Annotated in this window: 14 protein-coding genes; 9 read left to right on the top strand and 5 right to left on the bottom strand. The window is 64.6% G+C overall.

All coding sequences use genetic code 11. The features are described 5' to 3' along the window. Positions 1-13 precede the first annotated feature (13 nt). Positions 14-727 carry a phosphoribosylaminoimidazolesuccinocarboxamide synthase gene (gene purC / locus F0A17_RS10775; protein WP_149328354.1) on the top strand — a complete coding sequence of 238 codons (714 nt, stop codon included), beginning with the start codon at positions 14-16 and terminating at the stop codon, positions 725-727. An 89-nt stretch (positions 728-816) separates the two neighbouring features. Here the strand turns inward: purC and F0A17_RS10770 are convergent, their stop codons facing one another. Both F0A17_RS10770 and tsaA read right to left on the bottom strand, forming a co-directional pair. Further along, positions 817-1,158 carry a hypothetical protein gene (locus F0A17_RS10770; RefSeq protein ID WP_149328353.1) on the bottom strand — a complete coding sequence of 114 codons (342 nt, stop codon included), beginning with the start codon at positions 1,156-1,158 and terminating at the stop codon, positions 817-819. A 49-nt stretch (positions 1,159-1,207) separates the two neighbouring features. Beyond that, entirely contained in the window at positions 1,208-1,972 is a 765-nt protein-coding gene (tsaA, locus tag F0A17_RS10765) for a tRNA (N6-threonylcarbamoyladenosine(37)-N6)-methyltransferase TrmO (RefSeq protein WP_228716877.1), read from the bottom strand. 92 nt (positions 1,973-2,064) lie between these two features. Between tsaA and F0A17_RS10760 the strand changes: the two genes are divergently transcribed. Continuing rightward, complete coding sequence (locus F0A17_RS10760) at positions 2,065-2,592, top strand: GNAT family N-acetyltransferase (RefSeq protein ID WP_149328352.1); 528 nt, start codon at positions 2,065-2,067, stop codon at positions 2,590-2,592. 38 nt (positions 2,593-2,630) lie between these two features. On the opposite strand, the gene nadC is transcribed toward F0A17_RS10760, so the two are convergent. Next, on the bottom strand, positions 2,631-3,485 hold the full coding sequence (nadC, locus tag F0A17_RS10755) for a carboxylating nicotinate-nucleotide diphosphorylase (RefSeq protein WP_149328351.1): 855 nt from the start codon (positions 3,483-3,485) through the stop codon (positions 2,631-2,633). Between the two features lie 78 nt (positions 3,486-3,563). On the opposite strand from nadC, the gene ampD reads away from it, so the two are divergent. From ampD to F0A17_RS10725, 6 genes are all read left to right on the top strand, one after another. Then, complete coding sequence (gene ampD, locus F0A17_RS10750) at positions 3,564-4,118, top strand: 1,6-anhydro-N-acetylmuramyl-L-alanine amidase AmpD (protein WP_149328350.1); 555 nt, start codon at positions 3,564-3,566, stop codon at positions 4,116-4,118. 337 nt (positions 4,119-4,455) lie between these two features. Further along, positions 4,456-7,128, top strand: a complete 2,673-nt coding sequence (gene aceE, locus F0A17_RS10745; protein ID WP_149328349.1) for a pyruvate dehydrogenase (acetyl-transferring), homodimeric type — start codon at positions 4,456-4,458, stop codon at positions 7,126-7,128. 60 nt (positions 7,129-7,188) lie between these two features. Further along, complete coding sequence (gene aceF, locus F0A17_RS10740; protein WP_149328348.1) at positions 7,189-9,225, top strand: pyruvate dehydrogenase complex dihydrolipoyllysine-residue acetyltransferase; 2,037 nt, start codon at positions 7,189-7,191, stop codon at positions 9,223-9,225. 238 nt (positions 9,226-9,463) lie between these two features. Beyond that, entirely contained in the window at positions 9,464-10,120 is a 657-nt protein-coding gene (gene adk, locus F0A17_RS10735; RefSeq protein ID WP_149328347.1) for an adenylate kinase, read from the top strand. Positions 10,121-10,246: 126 nt separating this feature from the next. Beyond that, the gene (gene tsaB / locus F0A17_RS10730) at positions 10,247-10,951 is read left to right on the top strand and encodes a tRNA (adenosine(37)-N6)-threonylcarbamoyltransferase complex dimerization subunit type 1 TsaB (protein ID WP_149328346.1); all 705 of its coding nucleotides are present in this window, start codon (positions 10,247-10,249) and stop codon (positions 10,949-10,951) included. Between the two features lie 47 nt (positions 10,952-10,998). Further along, a complete protein-coding gene (locus tag F0A17_RS10725; protein ID WP_228716906.1) occupies positions 10,999-11,670 on the top strand; it encodes a class I SAM-dependent methyltransferase in 672 nt (223 codons plus the stop codon). Between the two features lie 127 nt (positions 11,671-11,797). Here F0A17_RS10725 and plsB read toward each other — a convergent pair whose 3' ends face one another. After that, positions 11,798-14,239, bottom strand: coding sequence for a glycerol-3-phosphate 1-O-acyltransferase PlsB (gene plsB, locus F0A17_RS10720; RefSeq protein WP_149328344.1), 2,442 nt, complete (start codon positions 14,237-14,239; stop codon positions 11,798-11,800). A gap of 105 nt (positions 14,240-14,344) precedes the next feature. Between plsB and F0A17_RS10715 the strand changes: the two genes are divergently transcribed. Further along, positions 14,345-15,466 carry a phospholipase D-like domain-containing protein gene (locus F0A17_RS10715; RefSeq protein WP_149328343.1) on the top strand — a complete coding sequence of 374 codons (1,122 nt, stop codon included), beginning with the start codon at positions 14,345-14,347 and terminating at the stop codon, positions 15,464-15,466. 14 nt (positions 15,467-15,480) lie between these two features. Here the strand turns inward: F0A17_RS10715 and F0A17_RS10710 are convergent, their stop codons facing one another. After that, on the bottom strand, positions 15,481-16,125 hold the full coding sequence (locus F0A17_RS10710) for a YecA/YgfB family protein (RefSeq protein WP_149328342.1): 645 nt from the start codon (positions 16,123-16,125) through the stop codon (positions 15,481-15,483). Positions 16,126-16,198 lie beyond the last annotated feature (73 nt).

Genomic DNA, 16,198 nt, shown 5'->3' with positions numbered 1-16,198 from the left:
ATTGGAGACACCCATGGAAAAGCGCCAAGAACTCTACGCCGGCAAGGCCAAGTCGGTGTATGCCACCGACGACCCCGACCTGCTCGTGCTGCACTTTCGCGACGACACCAGCGCCTTCGACGGCGAGCGCATGGAATCCCTGGCGCGCAAGGGCATGGTCAATAACCGCTTCAACGCCTTCATCATGGAAACGCTGCAGGGGGCGGGCATTCCCACCCATTTCGTGAAGCGCCTGTCCGACACCGAAAGCCTGGTCAAGAGGCTCGAGATGATTCCGGTGGAGTGCGTGGTGCGCAACCTCGCGGCCGGCGGCCTGGTCAAACGCCTTGGTGTCGAGGAGGGCAAGGAGCTCGTGCCGCCTACCTTCGAGCTGTTCCTCAAGAATGATGCGCTGCACGATCCTATGATCAACGAATCGTTGGCCGAGACCTTTGGCTGGGCCACGTCCGAGCAGCTCGCCGAGATGAAAGCGCTCACCTTCAAGGTCAACGAGGTGCTCAAGCAGCTCTTCGCCGACGGCGGCCTGCTGTTGGTGGATTATAAGCTCGAGTTCGGCCTGTTCCAGGGCCAGATCGTGCTGGGCGACGAGTTCTCGCCGGACGGCTGTCGCCTGTGGGACGCCGAGACGCGCAACAAGATGGACAAGGATCGCTTCCGCCAAGGCCTGGGCGGCGTGATCGAGGCCTATGAGGAAGTGGGCCGACGCATTGGGATCGGCTTCGACTGACCGGAGCGGCGGTCACTGTCCAGGCTGAGCCAACGGCGCCTTTCCGGAGCCTGACGAGTCGCTGACTCGGAGGCGGGGAGTGCGCCGTTTCAGTTGCTGGACACCGGCGTCAGCGGTTCGTCGTCCTGATCCGGATCATGATCGAAAGTGGCGACGATCGTGTTCTGCTCCTCTTCGACTTCGATGTCATCCCTCGCATCGATGAGCAGGCTGCTTTCCTCCACGTCACCGTTCAGTGCCGTCGCCGTGAGTGTCAACCCGAAGCGAGGATCTTCGTCGTAGGTATAGAGAAATTCGTGTTTGGTGCATTGATCGCCCAGAACTCTCATGCCGCCTTCACGGTAAGTGAAATCATCGGCATCGATGCGAATGCTCTCCTTGCCGCCGCCGCTGACTCTCAGGGCGACGAAGCCTTCCAGTATCAAAGGCATGGCCAGTTCCCCTCGCGTTTGTGATCGGGTTCATGCAGCTCAGCGTAGGTCAAACGGGCCGGGTATCACAGCGCGGCGGGGAAGGCGCGATTTCGACGACTCGCAGAACGGTTTGCCCCAAAGCAGCCTCCATGACCTGGAAACGTACATCCACGTCACGCAGCCGGACGCCATAGATTCGCTCCGCCGTTCTCCTGTGATAGGCCGGACGGGGATCTTGAGCCAGCACTTGACGAATCAGTTCACGCAGTGAGTCGCCATCGTCCCGTTCATCCAGTGCCGCGTCGGCCTCGTCGGAGAAACGCACCGCCAGTTGTGGGGGCGCCTCGGGCGCATAGCCGGCTCGGGCTTCTGGGCGGGCCTCGGCCCAAGGCAGATAGGGCTTGATGTCGAGCACCGGGGTGCCGTCGACCAGGTCGCAGCCGCCCAGCACCAGGCGTATGCCGCGATGGGTGTCGATATCGCGAAGTTCCACCAGCGATAGCCCCAGCCGGTTGGGCCGGTGGGTGCTGCGGCTGGCGAACACGCCGACCTTGGTGTTGCCGCCGAGGCGCGGCGGACGCACCAGCGGCGTCCATGCCGTGCTCGGCTCGGGGCTCAGATGGAAGATGAAGGTCAGCCACAGGTGACTGAAGGTGTCCAGGCCGCGTATCGCCAAGGGGTCGTCGAACGGCGGGACGAGGACCAGCGAAGCACGGGCGGCCGGTGCCAGGCCGGGTTGACGAGGTACGCCGAACTTGTCGGGAAAGTCGCTCGCGATATGACCGATGGGCTGCATCGTATAGTGGGCGGCAAGAAGAGAAGAGGGTGTCATGGCGACGATTATGCCCGCCATTGGCCGCGGCGGCGAGCTTGTGTACCCTGCAGGCGGGGTAGTTCACTCAGGGCATGAACGAGATGGAATCGATGACGACAAGTGACGTCTCGTCACAGCAGGCTCGGACGCCGCGGATTCGCTACCGCCAGGCTCAGGCCCGTGACGGTGCCGATCAGGCGGAGGTCTTCCATCACGCCGTGATGCAGGGCGCCGCGGCCCATTACAGCATGCCCGAGCGCGAGGCGTGGGCCGGCTCAATGCCACGGGAGGCCAGCGCCTGGGCGGCGCGCCAGGCGTTCTATATGACGCTGGTGGCAACCTGTGACGGACGTTGCGTGGGGTTCCTGGAGCTCGACCTTCCCCAGGGGCACATCGAGTCGCTCTACGTGTGGCCTTCACTCGTACGGCGGGGCATCGGTTCTACGCTGCTGGTGCACGCCGAGCGGATGCTGATCGAGCACGGCGTCGACAGGGTGACCGTCGACGCCAGCCTGTTACTGGCCGAAACCTTGCTGCGCCGCGGCTGGCGTGACCTCGGCGTCGAAGGGGTGATGCGGCAGGGGGCGCGGCTCGAGAGGAGACGCCTCGAGAGACGCCTGACGGTTATCGAAACCTGAAACCGTTGCGTGCCGGCGACAGGCACCGGCCGATGCGTTCAGAGATCGTGCAGCTCGACGATACGCATCGACAGATCGATCGCGTTGATGTCCTTGGTCAGGGCGCCGCTGGAGATGCAGTCGACGCCGGTTTCGGCGATCTGGCGCAGGGTGGTTTCGTCGACGTTGCCGGAGGCTTCCAGCGTGGCCCGACCGGCGTTGCGCCGCACCGCCTCGCGCATGTCGTCGAGCGAGAAATTATCCAGCATGACGATGTCGGCACCCGCCGCCAGGGCCTGGTCGAGCTCATCGAAATTCTCGACTTCCAGTTCCACTGGCAGGTCGCTGGCGATGCGGCGTGCCGCCTTGACGGCAGCCGCGATGCCACCGCAGGCCGCGATGTGGTTCTCCTTGATCAGGAAGGCGTCGTAGAGGCCGATTCGGTGGTTGTGGCCCCCGCCGCACGTCACCGCGTACTTCTGTGCCAGGCGCATGCCGGGCAGCGTCTTGCGGGTGTCGAGCAGGCGCACGCCGGTACCGTCGAGCAGGTCGACGTAGCGGCGGGTCCGAGTGGCAGTGGCGGAGAGCGTCTGCAGCAGGTTGAGGGCGGCACGCTCTCCGGTGAGCAGGCAGCGGGCGGAGCCTTCGATTTCGAGGAAGCACTGGCCGGCTTCCAAGCGGTCGCCGTCGGCGGCGTTCCAGCGCAGGCGGACGCTCGGATCGAGGCGGCGGAAAATCTCTTCGACCCAGGCCATGCCGCACAGGATGGCATCCTCGCGCGTGATGACGCGCGCCATGGCTCGCTGCGATTCGGGGATAAGCTGCGCGGTGATGTCGCCGGGACCCACATCCTCGGCCAGCAAGTGGGCGGCAGCTTCGCGGATCGCTTCGACTAGGGCGTCCTGATAATGCATGGCAGGCCTTTTCAATGTTCATGGAGCATCGAGATCGCCATTATAGGGAAACATCAGTGAGGACGTCAGGGGAATACCATGCGAATCGACAAGGGCTGGCTGGATGCGGCGCGCCGCGTGCCGTCGCCCAACCAGGACAAGCGTCCCGCCGGCGAAGTCTCGGCGATCGTGCTGCATTCGATCAGCTTGCCGCCCGGTCGGTTCGGCGGGGCGCACATCGAGCAACTTTTCACCAACTCGCTCGATCCGGGCGCCCATCCGTACTTTCCGGCTATTGCCGGACTGCGTGTTTCCGCACACCTCTTGATTCGCCGCGATGGCGAGTGCGTGCAGTTCGTGCCCTTCGAACGACGAGCCTGGCACGCGGGGCGTTCCTGCTGGATCGACAGGGGGCAGGCGCGTCGTGCGCTCAACGATTTCACCGTGGGTATCGAACTGGAAGGCGATGAGATCAGTGCCTATCGTGACGCACAGTATCGAGCGCTGGCAGCGGCGGTGCAGGCGCTGATGGCGACGTATCCGGCCATCGATCCGGCGCGTATCACCAGCCATGCACGCGTGGCGCCGCTGCGCAAGACCGACCCGGGGCCCGTCTTCGATTGGGCCTATTTCCGATACTGGCTGGGGCGTTAGGTCGTCCCTTCGCTGAGTGCTTCAATCGCTCACTCGGATAATTCATACAGTAGTTTTATTACATACAAGGCATATGAGGTAGAGGAACGGTACGAGGTGACGTAACAGCTTGTGTTGCAATGCAATGTAGCAAATATGGAAAAAAATTCCATTCCTTCCCGATTGGCAGGGAAGCCACTTTACGGTATGTTCTACGCCATTCGTTGCATATGCTTCTGTAAAATGACTACAAGAGCCGCGTCGCGGCCTGGCATTCCCCTGATCGTCAGTAGTGAGACACGCCCCATCGCTACGCCTGGGGCCATCTGACATCACATTGTCACTCGGAGAGACGTCTATGAGTCTGGAGGCAAGAGAAGATTTCGATCCGATCGAAACCACGGAATGGCTGGATTCCCTGGAGTCGGTCCTGGATCGCGAGGGCGAGGAACGCGCTCGGTACCTGCTGACACGCCTGGCCGACCGGTTGCGCCGCGACGGCATGCAGGCACCCTTCTCGATTTCCACGCCGCATCGCAACACCATCCCGGTGCACCGCGAAGCGCCGATGCCGGGTGACTTGTTCATGGAGCGGCGCATCCGCTCGCTGATCCGCTACAACGCGATCGCCCAGGTCATTCGCAACAATCGGGCCAACCCGGGGCTAGGCGGCCATATCGCCAGCTTCATGTCCGCCGCCACGCTCTACGATGTGGGCTTCAACCATTTCTTCCGGGCGCCCAATGGCGACTTCGAAGGCGATCTGGTCTACATCCAGGGGCATGTGGCGCCCGGCATCTATGCTCGTGCTTACCTGGAAGGGCGCCTCACCGAAGCGCAGATGGACAAGTATCGCCAGGAAGTCGACGGCGATGGCCTGTCGTCCTATCCCCATCCCTGGCTGATGCCGGATTTCTGGCAGTTCCCCACGGTTTCCATGGGGCTCGGGCCGATTCAGGCGATCTACCAGGCTCATGTGATGAAATACCTCGATTCACGCGAGCTCAGGGCGATGCACGATCGTAAGATCTGGTGCTTCATGGGCGACGGCGAGTGCGACGAGCCGGAGTCGCTGGGTGCCATTCATCTGGCCAGTCGTGAGAAGCTCGACAACCTGATCTTCGTCGTCAACTGCAACCTGCAGCGCCTCGACGGGCCGGTGCGCGGCAATGGCCGCATCATGGACGAGCTCGAGGGCGTCTTCCGCGGTGCCGGTTGGAACGTGCTCAAGGTGGTCTGGGGCCGGCTATGGGATCCGCTGTTCGAGAAGGACAAGAAAGGCATCCTGCAGAAGCGCATGGACGAGGCGGTCGACGGCGAATACCAGAACTACAAGGCCATCGATGGCAGCTACACCCGAGAGCACTTCTTCGGCAAGTACCCGGAAACCGCCGAGATGGTCAAGGACATGTCCGACGAGGATATCTGGCGTCTCAACCGTGGCGGGCACGATCCGTTCAAGGTCTACGCGGCCTATCACGAGGCGGTCAACAACGCCAACGGCCGTCCCACCGTGATCCTGGCGCATACCGTCAAGGGGTATGGCATGGGCAGCGGCGAGGGCGAAGCCTCCATGGAAGCCCACCAGGTCAAGACCATGGAGTACGAGGCGCTGCGGAAATTCCGCGATCGCTTCGGCATTCCGCTGACCGATGAGCAGCTCAAGGAAGTGCCCTACTACAAGCCGGACGACGACTCGCCCGAGCTGAAGTACATGCACCTGCAGCGCGAGCGCCTGGGCGGCTATCTGCCCCAGCGTCGCAGCGATTTCGAGGCGCTGCCGATTCCCTCGCTCGAGGACAAGACCTTTGCCACCCAACTGGCCGGTTCCAAGGGGCGCGAGATCTCCACGACCATGGCCTTCGTGCGTGTTCTCAACGGCCTGGTGAAGGACAAGAAGATCGGCAAGCAGGTGGTGCCCATCGTGCCCGACGAGGCGCGTACCTTCGGCATGGAGGGAATGTTCCGCCAGCTCGGCATCTATACCTCCGAAGGCCAGAAGTACGAGCCCGTCGACAAAGGCCAGATCATGTTCTACCGCGAGGACAAGAAGGGGCAGATCCTCGAGGAGGGCATCACCGAGGCGGGCGCCATGTCGGCCTGGATGGCGGCTGCCACCTCCTACAGCAACCACAACCTGACGCTGCTGCCGTTCTATATCTACTACTCCATGTTCGGCTTCCAGCGCGTCGGCGACCTGGCCTGGGCCGCCGGCGACCTGCAGGCGCGCGGTTTCCTGGTGGGGGGGACCGCGGGACGCACCACGCTGAACGGCGAGGGGCTACAGCACCAGGACGGTCATAGCCACCTGCAGGCGGCGACCATTCCCAACTGCCGCAGCTACGATCCCACCTACGCCCACGAGCTGGCGGTAATCGTGCAGGATGGCCTGAAACGCATGTTCGCCGACAAGGAGAACTGCTTCTATTACCTGACGGTGATGAACGAGAACTACGAGCACCCCGAACTCGAGGAAGTGCCGGCCGAAGACATCATCAAGGGCATGTACCTGCTGCGCGAGCATCAGGGCGACAAGGGGCATGTGCAGCTGCTTGGCTCCGGCACCATCCTGCGCGAGGTCGAGGCCGCCGCTCAACTTCTCGCTGACGAGTGGGGCGTGGGTGCCGACGTTTGGAGCGTCACCAGCTTCAACGAGCTGCGCCGCGAGGCGCTGTTGCTCGAGCGCGAGGCGTTTCTCAACGCGGCCGACGAGCCGGTCAAGCCACACGTCACGCGCTGCCTGGAAGGCCGCAAGGGGCCGGCGATCGCCTCGACCGACTACATGCGGTTGTTCGCCGATCAGGTTCGTGCCTGGGTGCCGACCGACTACCATGTATTGGGGACCGACGGCTATGGCCGCTCCGACACGCGCGAGAAGCTGCGCCACTTCTTCGAGGTCGATCGTTACTTCGTCACCGTAGCGGCACTCAAGGCACTGGCCGACCGCGGCGAGCTGGATCGCAAGGTCGTCGCCGAGGCGATCAAGAAATACGACATTGATCCCAACAAGCCCAATCCGCTGATGAGCTGATCCGGTGCCAGGCGGGCGTGGGCCCGCCTGTTCCAGGCACGATTTGGAAGGAGCGCGACCTTGAGTAGCGAAATCATCAAAGTTCCCGACATCGGCGGCAGCGAAGATGTCGAAATCATCGAAATCGCCGTATCCGAAGGGGATGTCATCGAGCCCGAAGACACCCTGATCACGCTGGAGTCCGACAAGGCCAGCATGGACGTGCCATCGCCCAAGGGGGGCAAGGTCGTCCGCGTGCTGGTGAAGGAAGGCGACACCGTTTCCGAAGGCGACGACATCGTCGAACTCGAGGTGGAGGGCGGTGGCAGCGAGGATGCCGGTAGCGAAGAGGAAGAGAAAGCCGAGGAGAAGCCCGGTGCCAAGCGCGAGGAGGCTCCCCGCCAAGCGTCCCGGGATGACGAGGAGACGCCGGCGGCGAAGAAGGCCCCCGGCGGCGGCAGGCGTACCGTCGAAGTCAGGGTGCCCGACCTGGGCGGTTCGGAAAACGTCGAGGTGATCGAAGTCGCCGTCTCCGAAGGCGACGAGGTGAGCGAAGAGGATCCTCTGATTACCCTGGAGTCCGACAAGGCCTCTATGGATGTCCCGAGCCCCTACAGCGGCAAACTGGTCAAGCTCAACGTCAAGGAGGGCGACACCGTTTCCGAAGGCGACGTGATCGGCTCCATGGAAATTGACGGAGAAGGTGGCGAGGCGCCTGACGAGACCGAACCCGAAGCCGTCGAGACTACCGCAGGGCCCGCCGAACAGGCCGAGGCCCCGGCCGAGGAGGAGGCGACGAGTGGCGAGCCCGAGCGCAGGGAGATCCGCGTGCCCGATCTCTCCGGCTCGAGCGACGTGCCGATCATCGAGATCGCGGTCAGCGCCGGCGACGAGATCGACGAGGAAGATCCGCTGATCACGCTGGAGTCCGACAAGGCTTCCATGGATGTGCCGAGCCCCTACAAGGGCAAGCTGATCGAACTCACCGTGAAGGAGGGTGACACCGTCTCCGAGGGCGACCTGATCGGCTATGTCGAGGTGGCCGGCGCCAAGCCCCGAGCGGCGACGCCGAAAGCCAGCAAGGCACCGAGCGAGCCGAGTGAGAAGCCGGCTTCGCCCTCCCAGGCCGAGCCGACGCCGGCCGGTACGCCGAGTCCAGAGGCACAGATGGCGGCGCACAAGCCGCGTGACGGCAAGCTGGTCCACGCCGGCCCCGCCGTGCGCATGCTGGCGCGCGAGCTGGGTGTCGACCTGGGTCTGGTCAAGCCGAGCGGGCCTAAGGAACGGGTGCTGAAGGAAGACGTTCACGCCTACGTCAAGCAGGTCATGGCGGGCCAGGCGAAAGCGCCGGCAGCCGCCGCGCCGGCGGCGACCGGTGGGGCCGGCATCCCGCCGGTGCCGGACCAGGACTTCAGCCAGTTCGGCGAGGTGGAAGAGAAGCCGATGGGGCGCCTGCTCAAGATGGGCGCGACCAACCTGCATCGCAGTTGGCTCAACGTGCCTCATGTCACCCAGTTCGACGAGGCTGACATCACCGAGCTGGAAGCCTTCCGCAAGTCGATGAAGGCCGAGGCCGAGGCCCAGGGCGCCAAGCTCACGCCGCTGCCGTTCCTGATCAAGGCGTGCGCCTTCGCCTTGCGCAGGTTCCCCCAGTTCAACGTCAGCCTGAAGAGCGATGGCGAGACCCTGGTATGGAAGAAATACGTCCATATCGGTGTCGCCGTAGATACGCCGGACGGGCTGATGGTGCCGGTGATCCGCGACGCCGATCGCAAGTCGCTGATCGAACTGGCCAAGGAGAGTGTCGAGTTGGCGGGCAAGGCGCAGTCGAAGAAACTCAAGCGCGAGGAGATGACCGGTGGCTGTTTCACCATCTCGAGCTTGGGCTCCATCGGCGGCACCGCCTTCACGCCGATCGTCAATGCTCCGGAGGTTGCCATCCTGGGGGTCTCCAAGGCGCAGATGAAACCGGTGTGGAACGGCGCCGATTTCGAGCCGCGGCTGATGATGCCGCTGTCCCTCTCCTACGACCACCGGGCCGTCAACGGCGCCGACGCGGCGCGCTTCACCGCCTTCCTGGCGGCGGCGTTGAGTGACATCCGGCGCTTGCTGATGTGACGATTGCCGGAAACAGCATCGGCGGCGCCCTCCGGGGCGCCGTCGGTGTTTACGACCCCCACTTTAGGGTGGGAGACCAAAGTGCAACCTGGCCTTAATTGACTGAAAAGGCAGCAGCTTTGGTTGGGTGCGTGGGGCTCGCCCGGCAGCCTGTGGTTGTCTGGTGCCGTCGCCGCGGTTATCGTTCATGACATTCCGTTTACTCACAAGAATTTTCACTCTCTCAAGGAGCAGCGAGATGCGTTTGATCCTGTTGGGCGCGCCGGGGGCTGGCAAGGGCACCCAGGCCCAGTTCATCTGCGAGCGGTACAAGATTCCGCAGATCTCCACCGGCGACATGCTGCGTGCGGCCGTCAAGGAGGGCAGCGAGTTGGGCGTGAAGGTCAAGGAGATCATGACCAGCGGCGGCCTGGTGTCCGACGACCTGATCATCTCCCTGGTCAAGGAGCGCATCGCCCAGCCCGACTGCGAGAACGGCTTCCTGTTCGATGGTTTTCCGCGCACCATCCCCCAGGCCGATGCCATGAAGGACGCAGGGGTGAAAATCGATCATGTACTGGAGATCGCCGTGGCGGACGAGGAGATCGTCAAGCGCCTGGCGGGTCGTCGCGTGCACCCCGGCTCCGGCCGGGTGTACCACGTCGAGTACAACCCGCCCAAGCAGGAGGGCAAGGACGACGTCACCGGTGAGGCGTTGATTCAGCGCGACGACGACCGCGAGTCCACCGTGCGCAACCGCCTATCGGTGTATCACGAGCAGACCGCGCCGCTGGTCGACTACTACCGGAAGTGGGCCCAGCAGGAGCCGGAAGCGGCGCCCGCCTACCACCGCGTGGAAGGCGTGGGCAGCGTCGACGCGATCACGCAGAAGGTGATCGAGGCGCTGGGGGAGTGAGGTTCTCGTCCCGTTAAGCCCGGCAATGGCCCGCTTCGGCGGGCCATGCTCGTTGTAGGCTGGTCATCGTCCCGCATCGCGCGGCGGCGTATAATGGTCCGTCCATGCTCAGACGCGATATTCCCTATGCCGATACTGCTGGCCCTCGATGCCTCTTCCAGCGCTTGTTCCGCCGCTCTGCTGCTCCAGCGCGACGGTGTCGAAGAGCGGCTCGTGTCCCGTTTTGCCCTGACGCCCCGTGAGCATACTCGCCGCTTGCTGCCGATGGTCGACGAGGTATTGGCCGAGGCAGGCGTGTCGCCTGCCGATCTGGACGCCGTGGCCTACGGTCGCGGCCCGGGTTCCTTCACCGGGCTGCGCATCGCCGCCGGGGTGGCCCAAGGGCTGGCGTATGGTCTGGATCGACCGTTGCTGGGCGTCTCCACACTCGAGGCGCTGGCTCTCGCGGCGCATCGCCGTCACGGCGTCGAGCACGTCGTCACGGCCATGGATGCGCGCATGGGTGAGGTCTACGCCGCCGCCTGGCGCTGCCGTGATGGTATCACCGAGGCGCTGCTCGATGAGGCGGTGATGCCGCCGCAGCGCCTGCAGTTGCCTGAAAAGGCAAGCCAAGCGGGGTGGTATGGCATCGGTTCCGGTTGGTGGCTATGGGAGGCGATGCCGGCCGAGGTACAGGCAGGCGTTACGCAGCGCGACGCCGAATCCGAGCCGGCTGCCGAAGAAATGGTGGTACTGGCGGCACGCGACTACGCGGCGAATGGCGGGCATATGGCCCACGAGGTCCAGCCGATCTATCTGCGCGACCAGGTGGCGTGGCAGAAAGGCGGGTGAGCGGGGCGGACGCTTCGCTTCGTGACGGTGCGCTCGGTCGTGGCGAGCTGACGCTGCGGCGGGAGGCGGGCGGCCTGGTGCTGGCCGGCGACCCCGCCCGCTACGGCAAGCCGCTGAGAGTCGATTTCGTCGAGGGGCGCGCCGCCCACAGGCGGCGCTTCGGTGGCGGTCGCGGCCAACTCGTCGCACGGGCCTGCGGTCTTGCCGCGGGCATCACCCCCAGCGTGATCGATGCCACCGCCGGCCTGGGGCGAGACGCTTTCGTGCTGGCGAGCCTCGGGGCCGAGGTACTGCTGATCGAGCGCGTCGCGTCGATCCACGCCCTGTTGGCGGATGGCCTGGCGCGCGCCGCCCGGGATCCGGAGACGGCAGCGATTGTCGCCCGCATGCACCTGGCCCATGGCGATGCCACCCATGAACTCGCCGCGTTGGTCGCCGCCAGCACGGTGGCCCCTCAAGTCGTTCATCTCGACCCCATGTTTCCCCATCGCGAAAAGTCGGCGCTGGTGAAAAAAGAGATGCGCCTGTTCCGCGAGCTGGCGGGAAATGACAGCGATGCCCCTCGGTTGCTCGAGGCAGCGCTGGACGTCGCCACCCACCGCGTGGTGGTCAAGCGGCCGCGCAAGGCGCCGCCCATCGAAGGGCCGGCGCCCCATCATGTCATCGACGGCAAGACCAGCCGCTATGACCTCTACGTCCACCGCTCCCTCAAGGCATGATGCCAATTCGCGCACGAATTCGTGGGGGAATGACCTGCACAGATTTCGGCTGACCCGACGGGTAGCCGCCGGCGATGACGGCGATAGTGCAGCGATTCGCTCGCGCAGGCACTGCGTCAATGTTTTCCTAACCATGGCTGACGAGCTGTAGCCTGTGCCGAAGTGTCGGGTCGAACAGCTCACGCGACTGTTGCGCGGCGGTGCGCAGCCGCTCGTCGTACCATAGCCGATCGTCACGCTCCCACAGCCAGCCTTCGGCCTCGAGGTTGCCGATCAGGCTGGCGAACAGCTTGCGGTCGAAGAATTCCGGCGCATCCCGCCCCGACAGCATTGCCAGGCGCTCGGTCAACTGCTGGCTACGCTCGGTGAGGGTTTCACGGCCCAGCTCACCGGGTGGCTGGCCGAGCAGGCTCGACAGCAGCAAGTAACCGCGTTCGAGCGATGGCTGCATCGAGCGACCCAGCAGATCGAGCCGTTCCGCATCTCCCAGCGCCTCGGGGCGTTGCCAGCCGGCTTCGTTACGGTGAAGCAGGCCTTCCGCCTCGAGGGCCGCCAGCATGTCGGGGAGGGCTTGTTCCAGCGGCATCGCTTCGAGGAACAGTTCGCGAGAGAGGATCGGCCAGGGCGGCGCGAGACGGGCACGCAGGCTGGCGAGATCGTGGCGTGGCGTATGGCGAAAAGCGAAGGCCGTCAGACCGGCCAGGGCGAAGAGATGCAGCACGTTGTTGCGATACCAGACCAGTAGGTTGGCCTGCTCCGGCGTGGCCATCAGTATGTCGCCCAGCGCATGTTGGCGGCGCTGGACCATGCCCAACGCCACGACGTGCTCGATCCATTCCTCCGGCTCCCCTTTCGGTAGGCTGGCGTGTTGCCCTCCCGAGTGGCGCCGCTGCAGGGTAACCAGCAGGGCGAGCTGGCGACGCATGAGACTCGCCTCGATGGCGCGGTGGGGGGCGGTGAGCAGCACCAGAGCCACGAGATTGACCGGGTTCAGCGCCGCTGCCGCGTTGATCCTCTGCGCCAGTTCGTTGCCGAGTCGCGAAACTGCCGTATTCAGCCAGGGCGGTTTCGATTCGGCCGAAGAAGCACGCCAGTCGCGTTCGGTGTCGTCGAGCCACGAGCCAAGCGACAGCGGCTCGCCGATATTGACCGCTACCCGGCCGAAGGGCTGACGCAGTTGACCGAGGACGCGAAGCAGCGCCAACGGCGATTCCTTGCGTTTCTTTCCGCCCCGCAGTTCACGCTGATAGCTGGCATTCTCGATGATACGCTCGTAACCGACATACACCGGGATGAAGGCCAGCCGAGACGGACTGGTGCCGGTGGCGCTGCGGTGAAACGAGCGCAGCGTCATCGCCAGCATGCCGGGGCGTGGCTCCAGCATGCGACCGCTTCGTGAACGGCCGCCCTCGATGAAATATTCCAGCGGATGGCCACGCTCGAGCAGGCGATGCAGATACTCGTTGAAGACCGCGGCATAGAGCGGCTTGTCGCGAAAACTGCGGCGCAGGAAGAAGGCTCCGCCACGGCGCAACAGCGGGCCGATCAGCGGCATGTTCAGGTTGCGCCCCGCGGCGATGTGAGGTGGCATCAGGCCATCGCGGTAAAGCACGTAGGAAAGCAGCAGGTAATCGATATGGCTGCGATGGCAGGGTACGTAAACCAGCGTATGGTCGCCGGCGAGTGCCTTGACCCGCTCCAGGCCGCGCACCTCGACACCGTCGTACAGGCGGTTCCACAGTCGCCGCAGCACGCCGTCGAGAAAACGCAGCACCGGGTAGGTCATGTTGGAGGCGATCTCGCGTCCATAGCGCAGGGCACGCCGCTGCAGTCGTTCGGGTGAACGTTTCTCGCGTTCGGCCTGCTCGCGAATCACCCGTCGCACTTCGGGGCTTGTCGCCACGCCCTCTATAAGGGTGCGGCGATGGGAGAGATCGGGGCCCAGCACTCGGGTGCGCATGCGACGGAAGTGGACGCGCAGCAGGCGGGCACCCTTGCGGTTGGCCACGGCGGGGCCGCGCGCATCGAGTAGGTCGCGCAGGCGCAGCGGGGCACCGAAGTGCACCTCGACGCTCTTGCCGTTGACCAGGACCGATAGCGCCCGACGTAGCCGCCCGGTCAACTGCCAGCTGTCGGCGGCCAGCATGCGCCAGAAGCCGAAACGCTTCCCCGGGGCGCGTCCCCAGAATATGCTGACGGGCACCAGTTGTACGTCGGCTTCAGGATGTGCCGCCAAGTGCTCCAGGGCGAGGCGAAAGGGGGCCTCGCGCTTGGCGGCACGTCGCCAAAGTCGCCGCTGCTGCGCGGGCAGGGCCACGCAGGCCGGCAATTCCCGGTCGCCGAGACGGTAGTGTCCTCGAACCGGTGGCAAGCCATGCCGTTGGCTCAGGCTGGCCAGCAGCAGCGCGTCGGAGAGCGCGGGGTGGGGCAGCACATAGAGCGTGGGGAGTGTCGGGTCGAGTGCCAGTTCAGTGGGCTCGGGTTCGACCAGCCGAGTTTCCACCCAGGCTTCGATCAGGCCTCTCAACGGGGCGTGCAGCACAGCGAACAGCGTTTGGGTCAGGGGCATCCCATAGCCTCGATATCGAACCAGGGGCCAGTATACGGTGACGCTGCCTGCGGGTCAGGGGGCTCGCACGTGTGGCGGGCTTCACGGCAAGTAAGGGGACAGGCCATGCATGGCGTATGGCGAGAAGGCAATCGCTTTGAACTGCTGGCGGAGTCGTCGCGTTTCCTGCCGGCGATATTCACGGCGATCGAAGGAGCACGCCGTTCGATACTGATCGAACTCTATCTGGTGGAGTCGGGACGTTTGGCCACGGCACTGATCGAAGCCTTGGAGCAGGCCCGGCAGCGCGGCGTGAGCGTGGCCCTGTTGCTGGATGCTTACGGCGCCATGGGGCTGTCGAGCGATGACCGGCGTCGGCTCGAGTCGGCGGGGGTGGCACTGCGCTGGTTCAACCCGCTGGGCTTACGCTCGTTGGCGCGCAATCTCACCCGCAATCACCGCAAGCTGGTGGTGATCGACGGCCGCGAGGCTTTTACGGGCGGCTTCGGCGTCTTCGACGAGTTTCTCTCCGCCTGGTACGAAATAGCGGTGCGCATCGAGGGGCCAGTCGTGGCCGACTGGGTGCGGCTGTTCTCGCGTTTGTGGGATTCGCCGATGACCCGTGGCGAAGGGGATCCCGCGCTAGTCCGTCAGCTGGCGCTGTCGCTGGGCCAACGCGAGGACTATCGAGGCATGCGAGGGCGGGTGGTGTGGGGGCAAGGCTATCGCTATCAAGCCATCCGTCACTCACTGCATGCGCGGGTTTCTTCGGCGCAGCGCCGGATCTGGCTGTGTACCCCTTACTTCATACCCACTCTCAGCCTGCGGATTCGCCTGTTGCGAGCGGCGCGACGTGGCGTCGATGTGCGCTTGCTGCTGCCGGGGCGTGATCACGATCACCCGGGCGTCCGCTACGCCGGCCAGCGCTTCTACAAGCGGCTACTGCGCGCCGGGGTGCGTATCTTTGAGTTTCAGCCCGCCTTCATCCATGCCAAGTTCACGCTGGTCGATCAGTGGTCGAGCATCGGTTCGTGCAACTTCGACCACTGGAGCCTGCACTGGAACCTCGAAGCCAATCAGGAGGTGGAGGATGCCCGCTTCGCCGCTGAGGTGGCGGCCCTGTTCGAGCGCAACTTCACTGCCAGCCGCGAGATTTCCCACGAGGAGTGGGTGCGTCGGCCGCGCTGGCAGCGTTTCAAGGAGTGGTTGTTCGGCAGCGTGGATGCCTGGCTGACACGACTCAGGTGAGCTGGGGAGCGGCGCTATGCGCGCTTGCCGCCGCGTCCCGCGGGTTTCTTCTTGCGCGGCATGGGCTTGGGCGTCTCCGGCGGCACGCGGTAGTGCAGATAGAGGTCCAGCACCAGGTCCGGCAGCTGACCGACCAGCGACTCCAGGCGTGCGCGGTCGGCTATCATTTCGACCATGTCCGGTTCGTCATCGAACAGCCCCGAGAGCGCCATGAACGGCAGCAGCAGGGTAGCGACGGTTTCCTCGTCCTGCTCGAACCAGGCCGCCTCGTCGAGGAATACGCTCTCCATGAAGCCGGCGCACCAATCCCCGATGGGGGTTTCCTCCGGCGGCAAGCCGTCCAGCGACAATTCGAAGGGCAGCTCAGGCAACCCGCCCTGTTCCAGTGTGTCGATGGCGTTGCGGCGCAGCTTCTCCAACAGGCCGAGGATCTCGCTGCGCTCCTCGGCGTCGGCAAACGTCGGCTCGCCATGGAACAGCTCGGCCACCCAGGTGGCGGCATCGAGTTCACGCGGGGCCACGGCCAGAGCGACGAGGAAACCATGGGCCGAGATCAGGTCCAGTGCGTCGGGGTCGACGTGTTCGGAGTCGAGAAAATCGTCGAGGCGTTCAAGCTCTTCGTCCTCGAGCAGGGGCTGGGGCAGGGACGTATCGGACATCGGGTCTCTCGCATGACGTCTGGACGGATAGCGGTCAATGGGGCTGGACGCCGCCTTGGCGAGGCGTCATTTT

Source organism: Billgrantia pellis, from assembly GCF_008297955.1.
Taxonomy (GTDB): domain Bacteria; phylum Pseudomonadota; class Gammaproteobacteria; order Pseudomonadales; family Halomonadaceae; genus Halomonas; species Halomonas pellis.
Note: the sequence above shows the minus strand (reverse complement) of the source record. Positions and strands in the feature narration are given on the sequence as shown.

Excerpts from the sequence above, each read along its gene's own strand:
- purC (WP_149328354.1), top strand. The coding sequence starts at position 14 with ATGGAAAAGCGCCAAGAACTCTACGCCGGCAAGGCCAAGTCGGTGTAT.
- F0A17_RS10770 (WP_149328353.1), bottom strand. The coding sequence starts at position 1,158 with ATGCCTTTGATACTGGAAGGCTTCGTCGCCCTGAGAGTCAGCGGCGGC.
- tsaA (WP_228716877.1), bottom strand. The coding sequence starts at position 1,972 with ATGACACCCTCTTCTCTTCTTGCCGCCCACTATACGATGCAGCCCATC.
- F0A17_RS10760 (WP_149328352.1), top strand. The coding sequence starts at position 2,065 with ATGACGACAAGTGACGTCTCGTCACAGCAGGCTCGGACGCCGCGGATT.
- nadC (WP_149328351.1), bottom strand. The coding sequence starts at position 3,485 with ATGCATTATCAGGACGCCCTAGTCGAAGCGATCCGCGAAGCTGCCGCC.
- ampD (WP_149328350.1), top strand. The coding sequence starts at position 3,564 with ATGCGAATCGACAAGGGCTGGCTGGATGCGGCGCGCCGCGTGCCGTCG.
- aceE (WP_149328349.1), top strand. The coding sequence starts at position 4,456 with ATGAGTCTGGAGGCAAGAGAAGATTTCGATCCGATCGAAACCACGGAA.
- adk (WP_149328347.1), top strand. The coding sequence starts at position 9,464 with ATGCGTTTGATCCTGTTGGGCGCGCCGGGGGCTGGCAAGGGCACCCAG.
- tsaB (WP_149328346.1), top strand. The coding sequence starts at position 10,247 with ATGCCGATACTGCTGGCCCTCGATGCCTCTTCCAGCGCTTGTTCCGCC.
- plsB (WP_149328344.1), bottom strand. The coding sequence starts at position 14,239 with ATGCCCCTGACCCAAACGCTGTTCGCTGTGCTGCACGCCCCGTTGAGA.
- F0A17_RS10715 (WP_149328343.1), top strand. The coding sequence starts at position 14,345 with ATGCATGGCGTATGGCGAGAAGGCAATCGCTTTGAACTGCTGGCGGAG.
- F0A17_RS10710 (WP_149328342.1), bottom strand. The coding sequence starts at position 16,125 with ATGTCCGATACGTCCCTGCCCCAGCCCCTGCTCGAGGACGAAGAGCTT.